The organism is Aquiflexum balticum DSM 16537 (genome assembly GCF_900176595.1).
GTDB lineage: Bacteria > Bacteroidota > Bacteroidia > Cytophagales > Cyclobacteriaceae > Aquiflexum > Aquiflexum balticum.
Genome location: NZ_LT838813.1, coordinates 3385321 through 3403342 on the forward strand (window position 1 = coordinate 3385321; position 18022 = coordinate 3403342).

Genomic DNA, 18022 nt, shown 5'->3' on the forward strand with positions numbered 1-18022 from the left:
TTCAAATATCATTATGAATAGAAGCGAACTTTTGATTTCCCAAGCAAATAAAAAAATCCTTATTCTTGATGGCGCTATGGGCACCATGATTCAGCGATATAAATTGACTGAAGCGGATTTTAGAACTCCTGAATTGATAAATCATCCCAAACCCTTGAAAGGTAATAATGATTTATTATCCCTTTCCAGGCCGGATATTATCAAGGCAATACATGCCGCTTATTTGGAGGTGGGGGCAGACATTATTGAGACCAATACGTTTAGTGGTACCTCAATTGCTCAGGAAGACTATGGGCTTTCCCACATGGCCTATGAGATAAATTTCCAGTCTGCCAAAATTGCCAGAGAAGTTGCTGACGAATTTACTGCCAAAAACCCTGATAAGCCAAGATTTGTAGCAGGAGCTTTGGGACCTACCAATAGAACGGCCTCTATTTCTCCAGATGTCAATGACCCCGGATACAGAGCAATCACTTTTGATCAGCTTGCAGAAGCTTATAAAGAACAAGTTAGGGGTTTACTTGATGGAGGGTCTGATATTTTACTGGTTGAAACAATTTTTGATACCCTTAATGCCAAGGCTGCCTTGTTTGCCATACAGGAAGTCTTTGAAGAAAGAAACATTCCTTTAAATCCAGAAGAAGGGGGGATTCCAATTATGATTTCAGGAACCATAACGGATGCTTCAGGAAGGACATTGTCGGGGCAGACTACAGAAGCGTTTTTGATTTCCGTATCTCATGTGCCATTATTCAGTGTAGGATTGAACTGTGCTTTGGGTGCAAAAGAATTAAGGCCGTATTTGAAAGTTTTGGCTGATAATGCTCCTTTTCTTGTCAGCGCTTATCCCAATGCAGGTCTTCCGAATGAATTTGGACAATATGATCAGGGTGCATCCGAAATGGCAGGACAGGTCGAAGAATTCTTAAAAGATGGTTTGATCAATATCTTGGGGGGCTGTTGTGGAACTACACCGGAACATATAGCAGCAATAGCCAAAACATCAGAAAAATACGCTCCAAGAAAACTTGAATTTGTATCAACAGGAGATGAGTAAAATAAAAAAGTATAATGTCTTGAAACTTTCCGGGTTGGAGCCTTTGGTTTTTACTCCGGAGATAAATTTTGTGAATATCGGTGAGCGTACCAATGTTACCGGATCCAAGAAATTTGCACGTTTGATTCTCAATGGGCAATATGATGAAGCATTGGAAGTAGCATTGGATCAAGTGAGGGGTGGAGCACAAATATTGGATGTCTGTATGGATGAAGGGATGTTGGATGGGGCAGCCGCCATGAAAAAGTTTCTTAACCTTATTGCTTCCGAACCGGAAATAAGCCGAATTCCCATCATGATTGACAGTTCCAGGTGGGAGATAATTCTGGAAGGGCTGAAATGCGTTCAGGGTAAAGGAATTGTCAATTCCATTAGCTTGAAAAACGGAGAAAAAGAATTTATCCATCAGGCAAAGACCATCAAGAAATTTGGAGCCGCAGTGGTGGTAATGGCATTTGATGAAGCAGGTCAGGCAGATACCTATCAGCGAAGAATTGATATTTGTAAAAGGAGCTATGATATTTTGGTCAATGAAGTCCGGTTCAATCCACAGGATATTATTTTTGATCCTAATATTTTTCCTGTGGCAACCGGTATGGATGAACACCGAAAGAATGCCTTGGACTTTTTTCACGCTACCCAATGGATCAAACAAAACCTTCCCGGTGCCAAGGTCAGTGGGGGAGTGAGTAATGTCAGTTTTTCCTTCAGAGGAAATGATCCTGTAAGGGAAGCCATGCACGCTGCTTTTCTATACCATGCCATCCGTCATGGAATGGATATGGGTATTGTCAACCCATCTATGTTGGAAGTTTATGACGATATCCCAAAAGACCTTTTGCAAAAAGTCGAAGATGTTCTTTTTGACAAGAGTGAAGATGCAACCGAAGCATTGTTGACATTTGCCGAAACTGTCAAAGCATCAGGAAAAAAGGAAGTGGCAAGTGAAGAATGGAGAAATGATCCTATTGAAAAAAGGATTGAACATGCTTTGGTTAAAGGCATCATAGATTATGTGATCGAAGATACTGAAGAGGCAAGATTGGCATATAAAAACCCATTGAAAGTAATCGAAGGTCCTTTAATGGATGGGATGAATGTAGTGGGGGATTTGTTCGGTGAAGGCAAAATGTTTTTGCCGCAGGTAGTCAAATCGGCGAGGGTAATGAAAAAAGCAGTCGCTTACCTTGAACCCTTTATGCCAAAAATCGGGGATTTGGATTATAATGCCGAACAAAGCAGTATCAAAAAAATCCTTTTGGCCACAGTCAAAGGAGATGTACATGATATCGGTAAAAATATTGTGGGTGTTGTCCTGGCTTGCAACAGTTACCAAATCATCGATTTGGGGGTCATGGTAGATGCGCAAAAGATTATAGATGAGGCCATCAAAAATCAAGTAGATATTATTGGCTTAAGCGGATTGATCACTCCCTCCTTGGATGAAATGGTTTATGTAGCTTCTGAAATGGAACGTCAAGGATTGGATATTCCCTTGTTGATAGGAGGTGCAACTACTTCTAGAATTCATACTGCGGTAAAAATTGATCCTGTGTATAGTGGAATAGTGGTGCATGTTACCGACGCTTCGAAATCTGTGCCTATTGCAGGAGAGGCAATCAGCGAAGAAACAAAGGCTGAATACAAAGTCAAACTCAAAGAAACTTACCGACAGCTCAGAATAGAACATGAGGCAAAGCAAATGGTGAAGCAAATGGCCACTTTAGAAGAAGCCAAAGCCAACCCGGTTTTCATAGATTGGGAAAACTATGAACCATTGATTCCTAAAAAACTTGGCGAAAAGGTATGGGAAGAATTGGACTTATCCATACTCAGGGATTATATAGATTGGACACCGTTTTTCAGTACTTGGATGCTTTCAGGTAAATATCCCAAGATCCTGGAAGATCCTATTGTAGGAAATGAAGCCAAAAAATTATTTTCAGATGCCAATAGCATATTGGATGAGCTGATTGCTGAAAAATGGATTTCTGCCAAAGCTATTGTCAGCTTATTCCCAGTGAGAAGGAATGGTGATGATGTAACAGTATTGAAAAATGAAATGGAAACTCCTTTCAAATTTCATTTCCTTCGTCAGCAAGGCAAGAAGGGAAAAGGAGTACCAAACCGTTCACTTGCAGATTATATTCATCCTGATAAAATTGATTATATGGGCGGATTTGCTGTCACAGCAGGATGGGGGATTGAAGCCAAATTAGCTGAATATCAAAAGGTACATGACGATTACCATGATATCATGTTAAAATCTTTAGCAGACCGATTGGCTGAAGCAGGTGCAGAGTATTTGCATGAAGTGGTGAGAAGGGAATTATGGGGCTATGAAAAGAGCGGAAAGTTAGACAATGATTCTCTCATTAGAGAAGAATATCTGGGAATCAGGCCTGCACCAGGATATCCTGCTTGTCCTGAACATTCCGAAAAAAGGACACTTTTTGACTTACTTGAGGTAGAAAAGAAAACCGGAATAACTCTCACAGAAAGTTACGCGATGTATCCCACCTCTTCTGTCAGCGGATTTTATTTCGGACATCCTGAAAGCAGGTATTTTGGACTAGGAAAAATAGGAGAAGATCAGGTATCTGATTATGCAATAAGAAAAGGAGTCAGCAAGGCGCAAGCTGAACGTTGGTTGTCGCCCAATCTGGCATATTCACCATCCTTACAAATACAGGAAAAATAACAGATGAAAATAACAGAATATATCGATCAAGCTGAAAAAACACTTTTTTCGTTTGAAATCTTACCACCGTTAAAAGGACAGAGCCTCAAAGAATTGTTGGTTGGGATTGAACCTTTAATGGAGTTTAAGCCTCCTTTTGTGGATGTAACCTATCATCGGGAAGAATTTATCTATAAAAAGCACCCAAATGGATTACTTGAAAAGGTAAGTACAAAAAAGAGACCTGGAACAGTCGGTATCTGCGCGGCGATTATGAACAGGTTCCATGTGGAAGCAGTTCCCCACTTATTATGTGGTGGTTTTACCAAAGAAGAAACTGAAAATGCTCTTATTGATCTCAATTTTATTGGTGTCCAGAATGTACTTGCCCTCAGAGGTGATGCACCAAAAAATGAAGGGAAGTTTGTAGCTGAACCCCATGGACACGAATATACAAAAGATCTTGTCGCCCAAATTTACGGTATGAATCATGGCAGGTATCTCCATGAAGAAACTGAAACAGGGTTTCATACTGACTTTTGTGTCGGAGTAGGAGGGTATCCCGAGAAGCATTTCGAGGCTCCGAGTTTGAAGTTTGACTTGAAACACCTGAAAGAAAAAATTGATGCCGGTGCTGAATACATCGTGACCCAGATGTTTTTTGACAACCAAAAATTCTTTGAATTTGAGAAAAAAGTAAGGGACTTGGGTATTACTGTGCCGATTATTCCTGGACTAAAACCTATCACAACTTTGGGTCAAATTTCCATGTTGCCAAGGACATTCTTTCTAGATCTTCCTGACCCATTAATGGACGAACTTGAAAAATGCAAAACCAATGCCGATGTAAAGCAGGTTGGTATTGATTGGGCTATTCAACAAAGTAAGGAGCTCGTTGCAAATGGAACTAAGGTTTTACATTATTATACTATGAGTAAGGCGGATGCGACTTATAGGATTGCAAAAGAGGTTTTTTAACGAGTATAAGTAATGGATTGGAAAGCTTGGAAAATAATAGGTTTTTAGGATTATCTATAGGACATGTTAAAAACTTAAAATTGAGATTTTACATAAAGCTCAATTAAATTTACCTGCTTTCCCTTTCAAAAAGTAACTTCTCTGCCAATTCTCTGAAAAATAAGGGCGGATCTGTATTGATGAATTTTTTTATAATTTCGATTTGCTCCATTGTGGATTTGCCTCGCAGCGATATGTTTACATTTCCATAATTTCGGGCAGTTATTTTTTGTAAATTATTGGCTTCCAAAATTTGTGCTTTCAATTCAGGTTCTTTTGAAAGGTAGCCGAGGTCTTCCTTTGCATTATCAAAAAGACCTTTGAACGGAAGCAATTCGGCATTTGAGGGATTGAAGTTCTCCACGAACCAAGCAAGCATTGTGAGCCTAAAGTTAAATGCCGTAAGTTCTTTTGCATGAACGTTTTCTTCAAAAATATTCCTGGCTCCTTCGAGTCTTCCTAACTGTGTCAAATGGTTTATTGAATAAAGAGTTATGATTTCAAAATGATAGGGAGAAATGATGTTTCTTTCTTTGATCAGTTCTAAAAATATATCCAATGCGCTTTCTAAATGACCATTATTTGAATAAATCATAGCAATGTTCAAATCACATTCTTTTTGGAGTCTTTTATCATGTGTGTATATTGATTTGAGTTTGATGAATTTATCTACAAAGGACATATCGAACCTATTGTTTATTGTTTCATGAAACAGTGATTCAATTTTTTCTTTTTTGTTCATTAAAATTAAATATTATAATTGAAGGCCTCAATGTATTCATAAATTTAAAAGAATCATATAGTTTGGGTGGTTAAGGTTCGATCCTTAAATTCTGTATTCATCTTTCTAAACACTTTTTTCTAAGAATTTATAGAAAACCATTTTATTCAAAAATGGTAAGAATTGGTTATCATTTGCTCCTTCAAAACCATATCCTTAATTTCAGGCCATGATTAAATTGGTCGAATGCCCAAGAGATGCTATGCAGGGGCGGAGTGAATTCATAGATACGGCAATTAAAGCTGCATATATCAACCAACTATCACAGGTTGGGTTTGACACCATAGATTTTGGGTCTTTTGTAAGCCCAAAAGCCGTTCCTCAGATGCGGGATACTGAAGAGGTATTGTCCCTGCTTGATTTGTTCAATGCCAAATCCAAACTCTTGGCCATAGTTGTCAATAGGAGAGGCGCTGAGGATGCCTTGCATTTTGAAGAGATTGACTATTTAGGTTTTCCGCTATCGGTATCTGAGACTTTTCAGCAGAGAAATACCAATAAATCCATTAATGAAGCCTTGGATACTGTGGAGGAAATACAGAATCTGTGCGAAGTAAAGGGGAAAACTTTGGTAACCTATTTGAGTATGGGTTTTGGAAATCCATATGGAGATCCATTTTCTTCAGAATTGGTTGCCCAATTTGTCCATCACTTAGATGAATTGGGGATAAAAATCATTTCATTTGCTGATACCGTTGGTTCTGCTACACCTGAGTTGATCTCCGAACTGTACACTGTCAATTCAAAGGAATTCCCGCGAATCGAATTTGGATTACACTTACATACCCATCCTCAATTACTGAAACCAAAAATTGATGCAGCGGTAGCATCGGGTTGTATGAGATTTGACGGGGCCATCAAAGGCTATGGTGGATGTCCATTTGCTGAAGATGAATTGGTAGGAAATGTAGCTACCGAATCCTTGATTGCGATCTTGGAAGGCCATGGTTTTGATCTCAATCTGAATAAAATTGAATTTGTAGAGGCCATGAAACTGGCCAATGTGGTTTTTCACTGATTAACCCATGATTATCACCGCTGATAGTATTGTTTTTTTTTACACTTCCAATTAGGAATATATTGCCCAACAATCTTGAGTTCATGAATAACATCTCAAAAACAGCCAGAAATACTAGGATTTATAGAAGAATACATAAAGTGATCAGTATCACTTTCGTTGTTTTTTTGTTGATCATTGGTGTTACAGCAATTCTCTTGGCTTGGAAAAAGGAAATGAAACTGATCCCTAAGACCCAATCCACGAAAGTTGATAACCCAGGAGATTGGATCCGTTTGGAGCAAATGATTGTAATAGGTCAAACCTTTATGAGAGACAGCATTGGGAAGAGTGACTTGATTGATAGGGTAGATGTGCGTCCTGATAAAGGGATAGCGAAAATTGTTTTCAAGAAGCATTTTACTGAAATTCAGATTGATGGTTTTTCAGGAGAGGTATTATCCATCAAACAACGGAATTCCGATTTGGTGGAAAAAATTCATGATGGTAGTATATTGGATTTTTTAATGGAGACGGACTCGGAAAGTTCAAAAATAATTTATAGTACATTGACTTCCTTAGGTTTGATTTTTTTGTGTATAACAGGGTTTTATCTTTGGTACAATCCCCGGAAGATGAAAAGATTAAAAAAGAAGCCTGAAATGTAATTGATTGTTTTTCTCATTAATACCACCAACTTTTTATATTTGTTATATAGGTTTTGCTGTACTTCAATGATGAATTCTTAGTTTAAATATGAAAATAAGAATTCAGGACTAATTTTCAGGTATTCCATCAAACCCATAAGGGTAAGTATTCAAAATACTTTAATGGATTTGAAAGATTAATCTTTTTGTAGTAGGCCATTACCAAAGAGTATAACTTGTATTATATCCCAATACCAATGATTCAAGATGATATTTTTGATTTTTGGAAATTTTTGGCAGGAATTGGTTTATTCCTATGGGGCATGTATCAGCTGGAAACAGCAATCAAAGAACTTGGAGGCAAATCATTTAGACATTTACTTCAAAGATTTACGGATACGGCTTGGAAGGGGATACTTGTTGGGACCCTCATTACAGCAATTTTACAGAGTAGTTCCTTAGTTACCTTGATGGTGTTGGCATTTTTGGGTGCAGGGGTTATCAATTTAAAAAATGCCATTGGAGTTATTCTGGGCGCTAATTTAGGGACTACCGTGACCGCATGGATAGTTGCAACTTTAGGTTTTAAGATGAGTGTAGCTGCTTTTTCCATGCCGTTTTTGGGACTCGGAAGTCTTTTGTTTCTATTTGCTTCAGGTAGACCCTTGCTTAGGAATATCGGAGCTTTTTCGGTAGGATTTGGATTGTTGTTTTTGGGGTTGGATTTTATGAAGACCGCAATTGAAGCAGTGGCAGACCAAATTGATCTGAGTGAATTTCATGAATACGGTCTTTGGATTTATCTTATAATCGGAATTGTAATCACTGCACTGATCCAATCAAGCTCCGCAATGGTAGTAATTATTTTAAGCACCATGAGTGCCGGAATGATAGAACTGACAGAGGGTGCTGTTTTGGTAATCGGAGCAAATATTGGAACTACTGTAACAGTAGGAATCGGATCTCTGAACGGATCCGCAGATAAAAAAAGACTGGCGTTGGCACATTTCCTTTTTAATGTGATCACGGGATTGCTGATCTTTTCTTTCATCAGACCTTTGATTGATATAACGATGTCTATTTTTTCAATTTCAGACCCACTGATGGAGTTGGTTTTACTCAATACCATTATTAACCTTGTTGGGATTGTCCTGTTTTTTCCTTTCATCCCAAAATTGGAGAAATGGCTCAAAAAACGGTTTTCTAAATTTGAGCCCAAAGGGATTTCAGTTTATACTAAAAACGTTAGTCCTAAGGTACCTGAAGCTGCGATTGCGGCTTTGGAAAAAGACATCCATTTGGCATTCGAGAAAACAATTGAATTCATGATCAATGTCTGGAATGTGGGTGAGAGTGACAATGAAAATGTATCTTTTTGGAGGAAAATCCTTCAGCAGCCCCATGACCTTTCAGGGCAGTATAAAGAAATCAAAAACCTGGAGGATGAACTTACCAAATATCATCTTTTGGTACAGGAAGAAAATCTTAGCATCATTGAAGCACAAAAGCTTACCTCTCTGATGCTGGCATTGAGAACAATGGTCTATGGCGCCAAAGACTTAAAAGATGTCATGCACAATATCCAAGATATGGAGGATGAGGAGGATATTCTTGTGAGGGAGTACTATGATGAACTGAAAGCCTTTACATTTGATTTTTTGAAGAAAATAAAGGAATACATTCTTCGAGAGGATTTTTCAGATGAGGTTCCTGATTGGATCGGTGAAAATGGAAAACATTACAAGAAATTCATTTCGGAATTGTACCAAAAAATCAAAGTTAAACCAATGGAATTCCCTGTATCTACCCTTACCAATGTGATCAAACAAGTAGTTTCCGGTTTGGATAATCTAGGTAGTGCGGTGATTCATTGGAAGCACCAGAAAAAAGATGTGATTGACATGATATAGAATGGATTATTGTTCCCTTACCAGCAGAAGATTTTATTAATCATATTTTTAAGGAAGAAAAGTGTTTAGGTCAAAAAAACATGGAACAAAGAGTCTTGTGAACAATTGATTTGGGTTAAATCAAGAGATTATTTTCACGAACTCATTTTTTTATAAGTGTAAGTATTTTTGAAAAAAGAAATCACTCTAAAAGATTGTAAAAAGAAGGCGGAGTGTTTCACCCCGCCAGGTTTATGAATTTGGAATTTGGGTTAATTTAAGCAGCCTTTGGCATTTCTGTTTTACATAACAAATTAATTTTCCAATGTTTAAATTAATTACATTAAGTGATTGTGGAAACCTTTTACAGATTTCCAAATCTCCATCCCAGATTACAAGTCCTCAATTTGTATATTGAATCAAAATGCCAACAAGCGGATTTCCCCAATACTTATTCCATTTTGACACTAAGTACAGGAATATCAGATTTGAAAAGTACGGTGTCTGTCGTACCTATCTGATAGGTTGATTTTAATTTTCTGTTATTTGATGCAATGCCAATGAAACCTATTTTATTTTTTTTGGCAAATTCAACAATTCCGTTTTCAGCCTCTTGATGACTATAAACATGTTTATGAATGACCAAATCTTCCAATCCTTTTGCATATTTGTCCATTTTACTTTCCGCCTCATTGGAATTGATGAAATCAGATGGTGTATTGACATATAGAAAATGAACAGATGTTTGGAAATCCTTCAATAGTGGTTTCATCTTCATAAATGCCGGTCTTGAATCTTCATTGAATCTCGATGCAAAGGTCATTTTTCTAAGGTCGTTACCATTCATTGCTTTTTTGACCGCTAGAACCGGACAATTCGCATTCCTCAATACTTTTTGAAGATTGGAACCGACAAATTTCTCATTGGTATGTCCAATACCATATGCGCCGATTACAATGAGGTCAGCAGCATGTTTATTGGCAGTTTCAATTATTTCCTGATGAGGTACGCCGATTTCTACAACGGCCTCTACCGGTACGGCATTCAGGTCATGGTCCATTATAAAGGCTTTAAGTTTATCCTTTGCCTCGGCTTCCATATCCAAGATTTCCGGATTTTGGCTCTTTTTTTCTTTAGAAAGGTTTTTCCATTCCAACTCAGTACTTACCACATTGACCAATGTAATGCTACTGTTTGATTTTTGGGCAATTTTTAAAGCACTTAAGAATGCATTGTTAGAATAAGATGAGAAATCGATAGGAACAATTATTCTTTTCATAGCTTTTGTGTTTTGTTAATAATGGAATAAATCTGCCCATTTTAATTGATTTAAATTATGATAAAAATCATTCAATGTACTGATTGTTTTCGGGTTATATATTTTTTGATTAAAGTAATTTTGATACAAATCAAAACTTAAAACAGCATGAATTTACTTGGGAAAACAGCAATTATTACAGGAGGAGCAGGAGGAATCGGAAAGGCTACTGCCAAAATGTTTCTAGCTGAAGGAATTCAGGGAGTGCTTTTAGTGGATTTGAGTGAAGACTCATTGAAAGAAGCTAAAACTGAACTGGAAAGTGATAAGGTTTATTACTTTGCTGCTGATGTCAGCAAAAGTGATCAGGTAAAAGCATATACGGATAAAGCAGTTGAATTATTTGGCAGCTTGGATATAGTTTTTCTCAATGCCGGATTTGAGGGAGTTGTGAAGCCTCTGACTGAATATCCTGAGGAAGGGTTTGACAAAGTTCTGGCAGTCAATGTCAAAGGTGTTTGGCTCGGCATGAAGTATGCTTTTCCGTATTTGCAAAAAAATGGGGGAGGGTCTGTGATCATTACCTCTTCTGTAGCAGGTTTCAGAGGTACCGCTTTGATGCTGGCCTATACCACAAGTAAGCACGCCGTCATAGGAACCATGAGGGTAGCAGCCCTTGAAGGCGCGCCGCATCAGATAAGAGTCAACACCATTCACCCAGGACCTGTCGACAATAGAATGATGCGTTCTTTGGAGGATGGTTTTGCACCTGGAGCAGGAGAAGAGGTGAAGAAAGGATTTGAAAGCAAAGTTCCGCTTGGCAGATATGCCGTCAATGAAGATATAGCCAATTTAGCCACATTCCTTGCTTCAGATAAAAGCAAATATATAACAGGGGCGACTTATTGCATTGACGGAGGTTTTACGATTTAATGGATTAACATAGGATTAATAAGTGGAAAAGGGGGTGATGGTTTACTTACCCCTTTTTTTATTTTTTCCATCTTAAATGGAGAAATTGATATGAAAGGTCAAAATATTTTTATTTTTGTTTATGGAAATTGAAGATTTAAAAGAAAAACTACCCAATATAACCGATCCCAAATTGTTGGCTGAATTGCTGAAATTTGGTACTGTGCATATTTTTCAGTCAGGAAAGATCATAACCGAACCAGGCCAATTTATTAAAATGGTCCCCATTGTCCTTGAAGGGGCAATCAAAATCATGCGGATGGATGAAGATGGGAAGGAGTTGTTTCTATACTATTTGGAGCCAGGTGAAACCTGTGCATTATCACTGACTTGCTGTTCCTCTTCCAGACCTAGTGAAATCAAAGCTGTGGCGGAAGAGAAAACAGTGTTATTGGGCATTCCTGTTCAAAAACACGAAGAATGGACCGATCAATTTAAGCAATGGAAAGAGTTTGTAGCGATGACCTATCAATCACGATTTCAAGAAATGTTGGTGGCATTGGATGCTGTTGCCTTCAAAAGGATGGATGAAAGATTAATGAGGTATATAGTTACCAAAATGAAGCAGCAAAAAACCAATGAACTGCATACCACTCATCAGGAAATTTCCAATGAATTGGGAACATCCAGAGAAGTGATTTCCAGATTACTCAAGCAATTGGAAAAAAAGAAGTGGATAGAACTTGGAAGAAATATCATTTATATCCGAGATGATTTTGAGGAGTTAATCAGCAATTGAGGAATTTCAGAATCCAAAAAAATCCGGTTATTCAACCGGATTTTTTTGGAGTATCGCTGGTTTAATATTGTATTTCTTTTTTATATCATGAACCAGTCCGGTAGAAAAATCAAAAACCCATGCATGAAGTCTGATATCCAGGTTTTTTTCGATTGCATCCCTATATACTGAAGTCTGCTTGATATTTTCTATTTGTTCCAGTACATTTAATTCAACCAGTTTATTTAATCTTTCATTTTCATCTTCTATGGCCGTCAATTCCGATTTGTGGTGCCGGATGACGTCTTTTATAGTAGCCAGCCAATTGTCTATCAGACCATTATTGTTGTTTTCATAGGCAGCCCTGATGCCTCCGCATCCATAATGCCCATAAACTATGATGTCTTTGACGCCCAGGTTTTCCACTGCATATTGCATGACAGAAAGAAAGTTGAGATCTGAATGGGAGACCACATTGGCAATGTTTCTATGGATAAACAGATCACCTAAACCGGTACCTAAAACGGTGGCAGGTGAAACCCGGCTATCCGAACATCCAAGCAATAATGCTTTTGGATGTTGACCTTCTTTGATTTCCTGGAAGTAAGAACTATTATCTGTCAATACAGTTTTTGCCCATTTCCGGTTATTTTCAAAATACTGTTCAAAATCTATTCTGCACATTTCTAAATATTGGTTTGAGTTGCGTATGGATGATATTTTTCAAGTGTCACCCCATCAATGGAATGTTCAAAGGCAGAAACGGCAGTATTGTCATCAAGGAATACATGATCTGAACCTATGCGTTCTAACAATGCCCATCTATTCAATACATCTCTGACCGGGCCTTTAATACTTGTTATACAAATATCAATACCGGCATTTCTCCAGGATACAATCCATTCGTTCAATTCATGTGCGCCAGTGCTATCTATGTTGGTCACACTTTCCATATTGAAAACAATCATTTTTACCCTCTCTTTTTTGCTCGAAATCCACTTATCAAGTTTTTCTTTGATAAATTCAACATTAGCAAAATAGATAGGACCATCTACCCGGATCATCAACAGGTCGTCCCTGACTTCAAGATTTTGGAAACGGTCGATATTTCTGAAAACATTTGTACCGGGAACTCTTCCTAATTGAGCCATATGAGGTCTGGAGGCCCTGTAGATTACTACTAAAAGGGAGAGCACCATTCCTGAAATGATTCCTGTTTCAATTCCAAGGGTTAATGTTATCAGGAAGGTAGCAATCAGCATAGCAAAATCTGATTTGTCTTTATGCCAAAGGTGTATAGGTTCTTTGTAATCAATCAGACCGGAAACAGCCACCAAAACCACTGCAGCTAAAATTGCACTGGGAAGGTTATAAAATAAACCGGTGAAGAATAGAAGTGTGAGGACAATCAGAATTGCACTGAAAATTGAAGACATGGTGGTTTTTGCACCGGCATCGTTGTTGACAGCAGTTCTCGAAAAACCTCCTGTCACCGGATAGCCCTTGAAAAAAGCAGCACCAAAGTTAGCTATACCAAGTGCAATCAATTCCTGGTTTGCATCCAGTCTGTAGTTTTTATGTTTTGCCTGTATGGTCTTGGCCACAGCAAAACTTTCCGCAAAACCTACCAATGAAATGGTAAGGGCAATTGGGAACAAGGTATTCCATGTTGCCAAGTCAAAAGATGGACTCGAAAATGATGGTAATCCACTTGGGACATCCCCGACGATTTTTACACCTTGACTGGTCAGATCAAAACCTGAAACCAAGGCTATTCCGATTATGACAGCAACTAATGGAGCAGGAAAACTTTTATGAATTTTTTTGCCGTATTTGATAATCACTATACCGATGGCACCTATACCGAAAGTTATCCAATGAATATCTCCAATATTTTGGTAGATAGCCACAGCCATTTCCTGAATATGCTCTGAATTGGGAAGGTTGATTCTAAAGAGATGTTTGATCTGGCTTAATCCTATAATAATTGCCGCTGCAGAGGTAAAACCGTTAATGACTGGGTGCGATAAAAAATTAACCACAAAACCCAACCTTAAAGCGCCCATTCCAAATTGTATCAGCCCAACCAAAAAAGCAAGAGTCAGGGCATAAAATAGGTATTGCTCGGGGGAAGAGGCATTCAGACTGGCAATACCTGCAGCTGTCAACAAAGAAACCATTGCTACTGGACCCACTGCCAATTGTCTGGAAGTCCCGAAAATGGCATATAGAAGCAACGGGACGGTTACTGCATACAATCCGTGGATAGGTTCGAGACCTGCCAACATGGCATAGGCCATTCCTTGGGGTATCAACATGATTCCAACCGTAAGACCTGCTGAAAGGTCTCCCTGAAGATAATCTTTTTTGTAATTGGGCAGCCATTCCAATATGGGGAGGTACCCTTTTAATTTTCCTGCTATACTATTTTTCATTGACTAATTTCTAGTTGAAGGTAACAAAATTCGAAAACATGGTAATCCATGACCCGAAATCATTCACAAAATTCAATAATTTATCCCGGCAAATCGGTGATGTTTGTTACATGAAAGAGCAGGTTATCTGAGTTCCAAATAGATTTTGTGATTTTCCGTCATATCCGATTAGCAACCACTTTAACAGAAAAATGGTTGGATGACCAAAGTCAAAAGGAATAAGCAATTCACGATGAGTAAGGTTTTTTAGATTTTGTTGTAAAATTATAGATATACAACCCAGGTTGTGAATGCCTTAAAATACAAAAAACCACCCTTTTGAGGTGGTTTTTATAAAGTAATCAGTGGTTAATTAATTCAAGAATTCATCAAATGTAATGGAAACAAAATACATGGTTCCTACAGTTGGGTTACCCCAAGCCTGACGATATCCCCCGCTGTTGAAAAGGTTGGATCCGCCTACTTTGATGATGGATTTGATGCTTTTCACCTTGTAACTGACCTGTGCATCCAAGGTACTGAATGCAGGCATAACAGATAGACTTCTGGTAGAAACAGCTGGAGCCACAAAAGAAGACTGCCATACAAACTCATCCTGCCATCTCCAAGCCAGAGCAAAACCAATATTTTTATTGTTGATGTTTCTGTTGGCAAAGGTAAGGTTGGTTCTGTATTCAGGAGTATTGAAGGCAGGTTGGAAACCATCCAATTCATCAATATTGCCCAAGTTATTGTAGGAAACATTTCCCCCAATTGTATAACCTTTTGGCAACTGATAATCCAATCCTAAAGCCCAGCCATAAGTATTAATAATTTCCTTTCTATTGACAGGCATTGAAAATATATTCCTTCCTCCAGGACCTACACCAATAAGGTTGAGGCCTGTGATTGCGTTTGGTCCTGCTTCGCCTGCTGCAGAAGCGTCTTGTACAAGTATTTGACCACCAATGAAATTCTCAAATCTATTGAAGTAGTAATAACCATCTACTAATAACTTATTGTTGAAAAGTAGACCTTTATAACCAAACTCATATGATTTGACTATTTCAGGTTGGAATTTTGAGAATTCAAAAGGCTCTAATTTGTCCAAGTTGGCTTCAGCAGCTACCACTGGAACAAGCTGAGGAACTAAGGCAGCAATTGCAGCAGGTGCCTGAGCGGGAGGGATTTGACCTGCTTGTACCTGCTGGGTTACTATAGAAGTAGCTGCTGCAATTGCACCTTGTAAAACAGCTGGATTTACGGTTGGCTGAAGAAGACCCGCAACTCCGGCACCAAAGTTAGACACGGTGGCTAGGGAGTAAGGGGGATTTCCGTTGAAATTATACCGCTCTCTAAATAAAGGTAAACCTCCGATCAATCTTGCCTGAGGAGTTAAAAGGTCTATATATTGATCCTGGGTAGTCGGAATTCTAAAGCCAGTCTGGTATGATAGTCTGAAATTATGGACTTTGTTAGCTGTATAAACTGCAGAAACCCTTGGAGACCATTGCCCATCAAAATTTTCGTTTTTATCATAACGGACTGAAGCAGTCAATTTTAATTTATCGTCAATTAACTTCTTGCTGCCTTGAGCGTAACCACCATATTCCCGGATATTGAACTCTTCGCCGTCATCAGTCAACGCAAAAAGAGTGCCTTCGGAATTCAACTGAAAATTTCTGTAATTGGCTCCAACCACAAATTCTGCAAATTTAATATCCTCGAAAGTGTATGAACCTTCCAAGTGGTAAAGGTTAGTTTTGTCCACAAATCTTGCGCCCACCCCCTGAGAATTTCCAGGAATAGGTCTTGATCTTACATCCGCTAAGGCCTGGTTAAACTGAGCGGAGCCTGGTTCAAATCGTCCTTGATCAGCAAATGCTCTTGCTTGGGCGTGTGCCGTGGCTGGATCTGCACCACTTCCGATTGCCTGGGCAAAGACACTGGTATATTGGGGGAACCAAGAACCAGCAAGGTTATTTCGATCAAAACTTGGCTTCCACGCTTCATTGATACCTTGTGCTGCAATACCTACTGCATAGGAGTCTCCAGATCTTTCTTGAGTAGTATAAGCTCTCAAAAACCAGTTTGCACCCCGTAATTCGGCTTTATATTGTCCAATATTGAAACCTGTAATGGAATATCTGTCTGCTCCTGTGTAAACAGTTGTACCCGCACCATAATTACCCTGAATGATAGCTTCCACTCTGTCGTTGATTCTCCAATGCAAAGCTGCGTTTAGTTTCAAGGATTCAGTGTTATAGTCGGCAACATCTCTTTCAAGGTATCCTGTCCTGGAAACAAATGTTCCGGTTGGTATTACTCCTGCTGGAGCGAATTGACTGATATCTACTGCTGTTTCGTCCCCATAAGAGTTCACTCCATTGAATCCAGGGTTATTTGTCCTGGTGCCGGTTTCAATAGTCGAACCGTTCAATAAAGATTGATCTCTAAAGTCGTTCGCCTGCCAATCATCTGCCCTTAAGTAATTTACATTGACTTTTAAGGCTACTTTGTTGCTGAATGAAGTTGCATATCTTGCGGCAAAATCGTAAAATCCGGTTGTAGGATTGGATCTTTGTCCTTCATCCATTATACCGGTTTTAAGTTGAGCAGAAAAGCCTTGGTATTGAAAAGGATTTTTGGAATTCATCAATAAAATCCCATTGATTGCATTAGGACCATATAAGGCGGAAGATGCTCCCGGAAGTAATTCCAGATATTCCAAATCCAATTCAGAAATACCCGCAATATTTCCTACAGAAAAATTCAACCCCGGGGCCTGATTGTCCATTCCATCTATGAGTTGGACTGTTCTGACGTTACCATTTGCGTTGAACCCTCTGGTATTGAAAGACTTGAAAGTAAGTGATTGGGTGCTCATTTCTACCCCTTTCATATTATTCAATGCATCATAAAAATTTGCTTGAGGAGCCTCTCTGATTGAAATGATATCCATCCTTTCAATAGTTACAGGAGACTGTAGTACGCTCTCCTCAACCCGAGAAGCAGAAACAACTATTTCCTGGCCCAGTATTGTGGATTCTTTTAAAGCAACCTGTAGATTGGAGACATTTGAATCAGTAATTTCTACTTCCTGACTGGTAAATCCTACCATAGAGAAAATCAGGGTAAGGGGAGGGTCCTGATTGACGCGTAGGGTGAAATTGCCATCCAAGTCAGAAATGGTACCGATTACCTTTCCTTTTACGACAATATTGACACCTACCAGAGTTTCCTTGGTGATGGCTTCAGTTACCTGCCCAGAGATAGTAGTCGTCTGAGCGAACACTTCTGAAGCACTTAGAGAAACCAATGCAATAAGCAGCAATACTGCCTGACTTAAACTTTTTGTAAATTTTTGCATAAGGTATATTGGGTTTGTTGTTTATTTCTATTTTAACAAATATTAAATATTTATTTCGGGTGAAATTTATAGTAAATTACCAATTATCAATATAATTCATGAAAATAAATTTTTCTGAGGAATTAATTATTGAAAATTAGATTTCGTAATCCACCTCATAATTAAAGGAAAATATCAGAAAAAAATAAAAAAGAATGCAAAAAATAATTATTTAAAGCCATA

General features: G+C 38.5%; 13 protein-coding genes. 8 read left to right on the plus strand and 5 right to left on the minus strand.

What is annotated here, in order from left to right; translation table 11 throughout:
* Positions 1 to 13: 13 nt before the first annotated feature.
* From B9A52_RS14270 to metF, 3 genes are read left to right on the plus strand one after another with little or no spacing between them, the layout of a single operon-like run.
* Positions 14 to 1057, plus strand: a complete 1044-nt coding sequence (locus B9A52_RS14270) for a homocysteine S-methyltransferase family protein (protein ID WP_084121092.1) — start codon at positions 14 to 16, stop codon at positions 1055 to 1057.
* A complete protein-coding gene (gene metH, locus B9A52_RS14275; protein WP_084121093.1) occupies positions 1050 to 3758 on the plus strand; it encodes a methionine synthase in 2709 nt (902 codons plus the stop codon). The genes B9A52_RS14270 and metH overlap by 8 nt, the downstream gene beginning before the upstream one ends.
* Before the next feature lie 3 nt (positions 3759 to 3761).
* Complete coding sequence (gene metF, locus B9A52_RS14280; RefSeq protein ID WP_084121094.1) at positions 3762 to 4715, plus strand: methylenetetrahydrofolate reductase [NAD(P)H]; 954 nt, start codon at positions 3762 to 3764, stop codon at positions 4713 to 4715.
* 109 nt (positions 4716 to 4824) lie between these two features.
* Here metF and B9A52_RS14285 read toward each other — a convergent pair whose 3' ends face one another.
* On the minus strand, positions 4825 to 5496 hold the full coding sequence (locus B9A52_RS14285; RefSeq protein WP_084121095.1) for a hypothetical protein: 672 nt from the start codon (positions 5494 to 5496) through the stop codon (positions 4825 to 4827).
* Positions 5497 to 5704: 208 nt separating this feature from the next.
* Here B9A52_RS14285 and B9A52_RS14290 point away from each other — a divergent pair, with 208 nt between their 5' ends.
* The 3 genes from B9A52_RS14290 (at position 5705) to B9A52_RS14300 (ending at position 9089) form a co-directional block, all read left to right on the plus strand.
* On the plus strand, positions 5705 to 6553 hold the full coding sequence (locus B9A52_RS14290; protein ID WP_084121096.1) for a hydroxymethylglutaryl-CoA lyase: 849 nt from the start codon (positions 5705 to 5707) through the stop codon (positions 6551 to 6553).
* 83 nt (positions 6554 to 6636) lie between these two features.
* On the plus strand, positions 6637 to 7200 hold the full coding sequence (locus B9A52_RS14295) for a PepSY-associated TM helix domain-containing protein (protein ID WP_084121097.1): 564 nt from the start codon (positions 6637 to 6639) through the stop codon (positions 7198 to 7200).
* A 236-nt stretch (positions 7201 to 7436) separates the two neighbouring features.
* Positions 7437 to 9089: a Na/Pi cotransporter family protein gene (locus B9A52_RS14300; RefSeq protein WP_231955236.1), complete on the plus strand. Its 1653-nt coding sequence runs from the start codon at positions 7437 to 7439 to the stop codon at positions 9087 to 9089.
* A 430-nt stretch (positions 9090 to 9519) separates the two neighbouring features.
* Here the strand turns inward: B9A52_RS14300 and B9A52_RS14305 are convergent, their stop codons facing one another.
* Positions 9520 to 10347: a universal stress protein gene (locus tag B9A52_RS14305; protein ID WP_084121098.1), complete on the minus strand. Its 828-nt coding sequence runs from the start codon at positions 10345 to 10347 to the stop codon at positions 9520 to 9522.
* Between the two features lie 147 nt (positions 10348 to 10494).
* Between B9A52_RS14305 and B9A52_RS14310 the strand changes: the two genes are divergently transcribed.
* Positions 10495 to 11259 carry an SDR family NAD(P)-dependent oxidoreductase gene (locus B9A52_RS14310; RefSeq protein WP_084121099.1) on the plus strand — a complete coding sequence of 255 codons (765 nt, stop codon included), beginning with the start codon at positions 10495 to 10497 and terminating at the stop codon, positions 11257 to 11259.
* Positions 11260 to 11380: 121 nt separating this feature from the next.
* Complete coding sequence (locus tag B9A52_RS14315) at positions 11381 to 12037, plus strand: Crp/Fnr family transcriptional regulator (protein ID WP_084121100.1); 657 nt, start codon at positions 11381 to 11383, stop codon at positions 12035 to 12037.
* Positions 12038 to 12064: 27 nt separating this feature from the next.
* Here the strand turns inward: B9A52_RS14315 and B9A52_RS14320 are convergent, their stop codons facing one another.
* From B9A52_RS14320 to B9A52_RS14330, 3 genes are all read right to left on the minus strand, one after another.
* Positions 12065 to 12700, minus strand: coding sequence for a carbonic anhydrase (locus B9A52_RS14320; protein WP_084121101.1), 636 nt, complete (start codon positions 12698 to 12700; stop codon positions 12065 to 12067).
* A 2-nt stretch (positions 12701 to 12702) separates the two neighbouring features.
* Positions 12703 to 14451, minus strand: a complete 1749-nt coding sequence (locus tag B9A52_RS14325; protein WP_084121102.1) for a SulP family inorganic anion transporter — start codon at positions 14449 to 14451, stop codon at positions 12703 to 12705.
* Between the two features lie 352 nt (positions 14452 to 14803).
* Entirely contained in the window at positions 14804 to 17800 is a 2997-nt protein-coding gene (locus B9A52_RS14330) for a TonB-dependent receptor (RefSeq protein WP_084121103.1), read from the minus strand.
* Positions 17801 to 18022: the final 222 nt, after the last annotated feature.

Coding starts and splice junctions, on each gene's coding strand:
- B9A52_RS14285 (WP_084121095.1), bottom strand. CDS start 5,496: ATGAACAAAAAAGAAAAAATTGAATCACTGTTTCATGAAACAATAAAC.
- B9A52_RS14305 (WP_084121098.1), bottom strand. CDS start 10,347: ATGAAAAGAATAATTGTTCCTATCGATTTCTCATCTTATTCTAACAAT.
- B9A52_RS14270 (WP_084121092.1), top strand. CDS start 14: ATGAATAGAAGCGAACTTTTGATTTCCCAAGCAAATAAAAAAATCCTT.
- B9A52_RS14330 (WP_084121103.1), bottom strand. CDS start 17,800: ATGCAAAAATTTACAAAAAGTTTAAGTCAGGCAGTATTGCTGCTTATT.
- B9A52_RS14290 (WP_084121096.1), top strand. CDS start 5,705: ATGATTAAATTGGTCGAATGCCCAAGAGATGCTATGCAGGGGCGGAGT.
- metH (WP_084121093.1), top strand. CDS start 1,050: ATGAGTAAAATAAAAAAGTATAATGTCTTGAAACTTTCCGGGTTGGAG.
- B9A52_RS14315 (WP_084121100.1), top strand. CDS start 11,381: ATGGAAATTGAAGATTTAAAAGAAAAACTACCCAATATAACCGATCCC.
- B9A52_RS14325 (WP_084121102.1), bottom strand. CDS start 14,451: ATGAAAAATAGTATAGCAGGAAAATTAAAAGGGTACCTCCCCATATTG.
- metF (WP_084121094.1), top strand. CDS start 3,762: ATGAAAATAACAGAATATATCGATCAAGCTGAAAAAACACTTTTTTCG.
- B9A52_RS14295 (WP_084121097.1), top strand. CDS start 6,637: ATGAATAACATCTCAAAAACAGCCAGAAATACTAGGATTTATAGAAGA.
- B9A52_RS14300 (WP_231955236.1), top strand. CDS start 7,437: ATGATTCAAGATGATATTTTTGATTTTTGGAAATTTTTGGCAGGAATT.
- B9A52_RS14310 (WP_084121099.1), top strand. CDS start 10,495: ATGAATTTACTTGGGAAAACAGCAATTATTACAGGAGGAGCAGGAGGA.
- B9A52_RS14320 (WP_084121101.1), bottom strand. CDS start 12,700: ATGTGCAGAATAGATTTTGAACAGTATTTTGAAAATAACCGGAAATGG.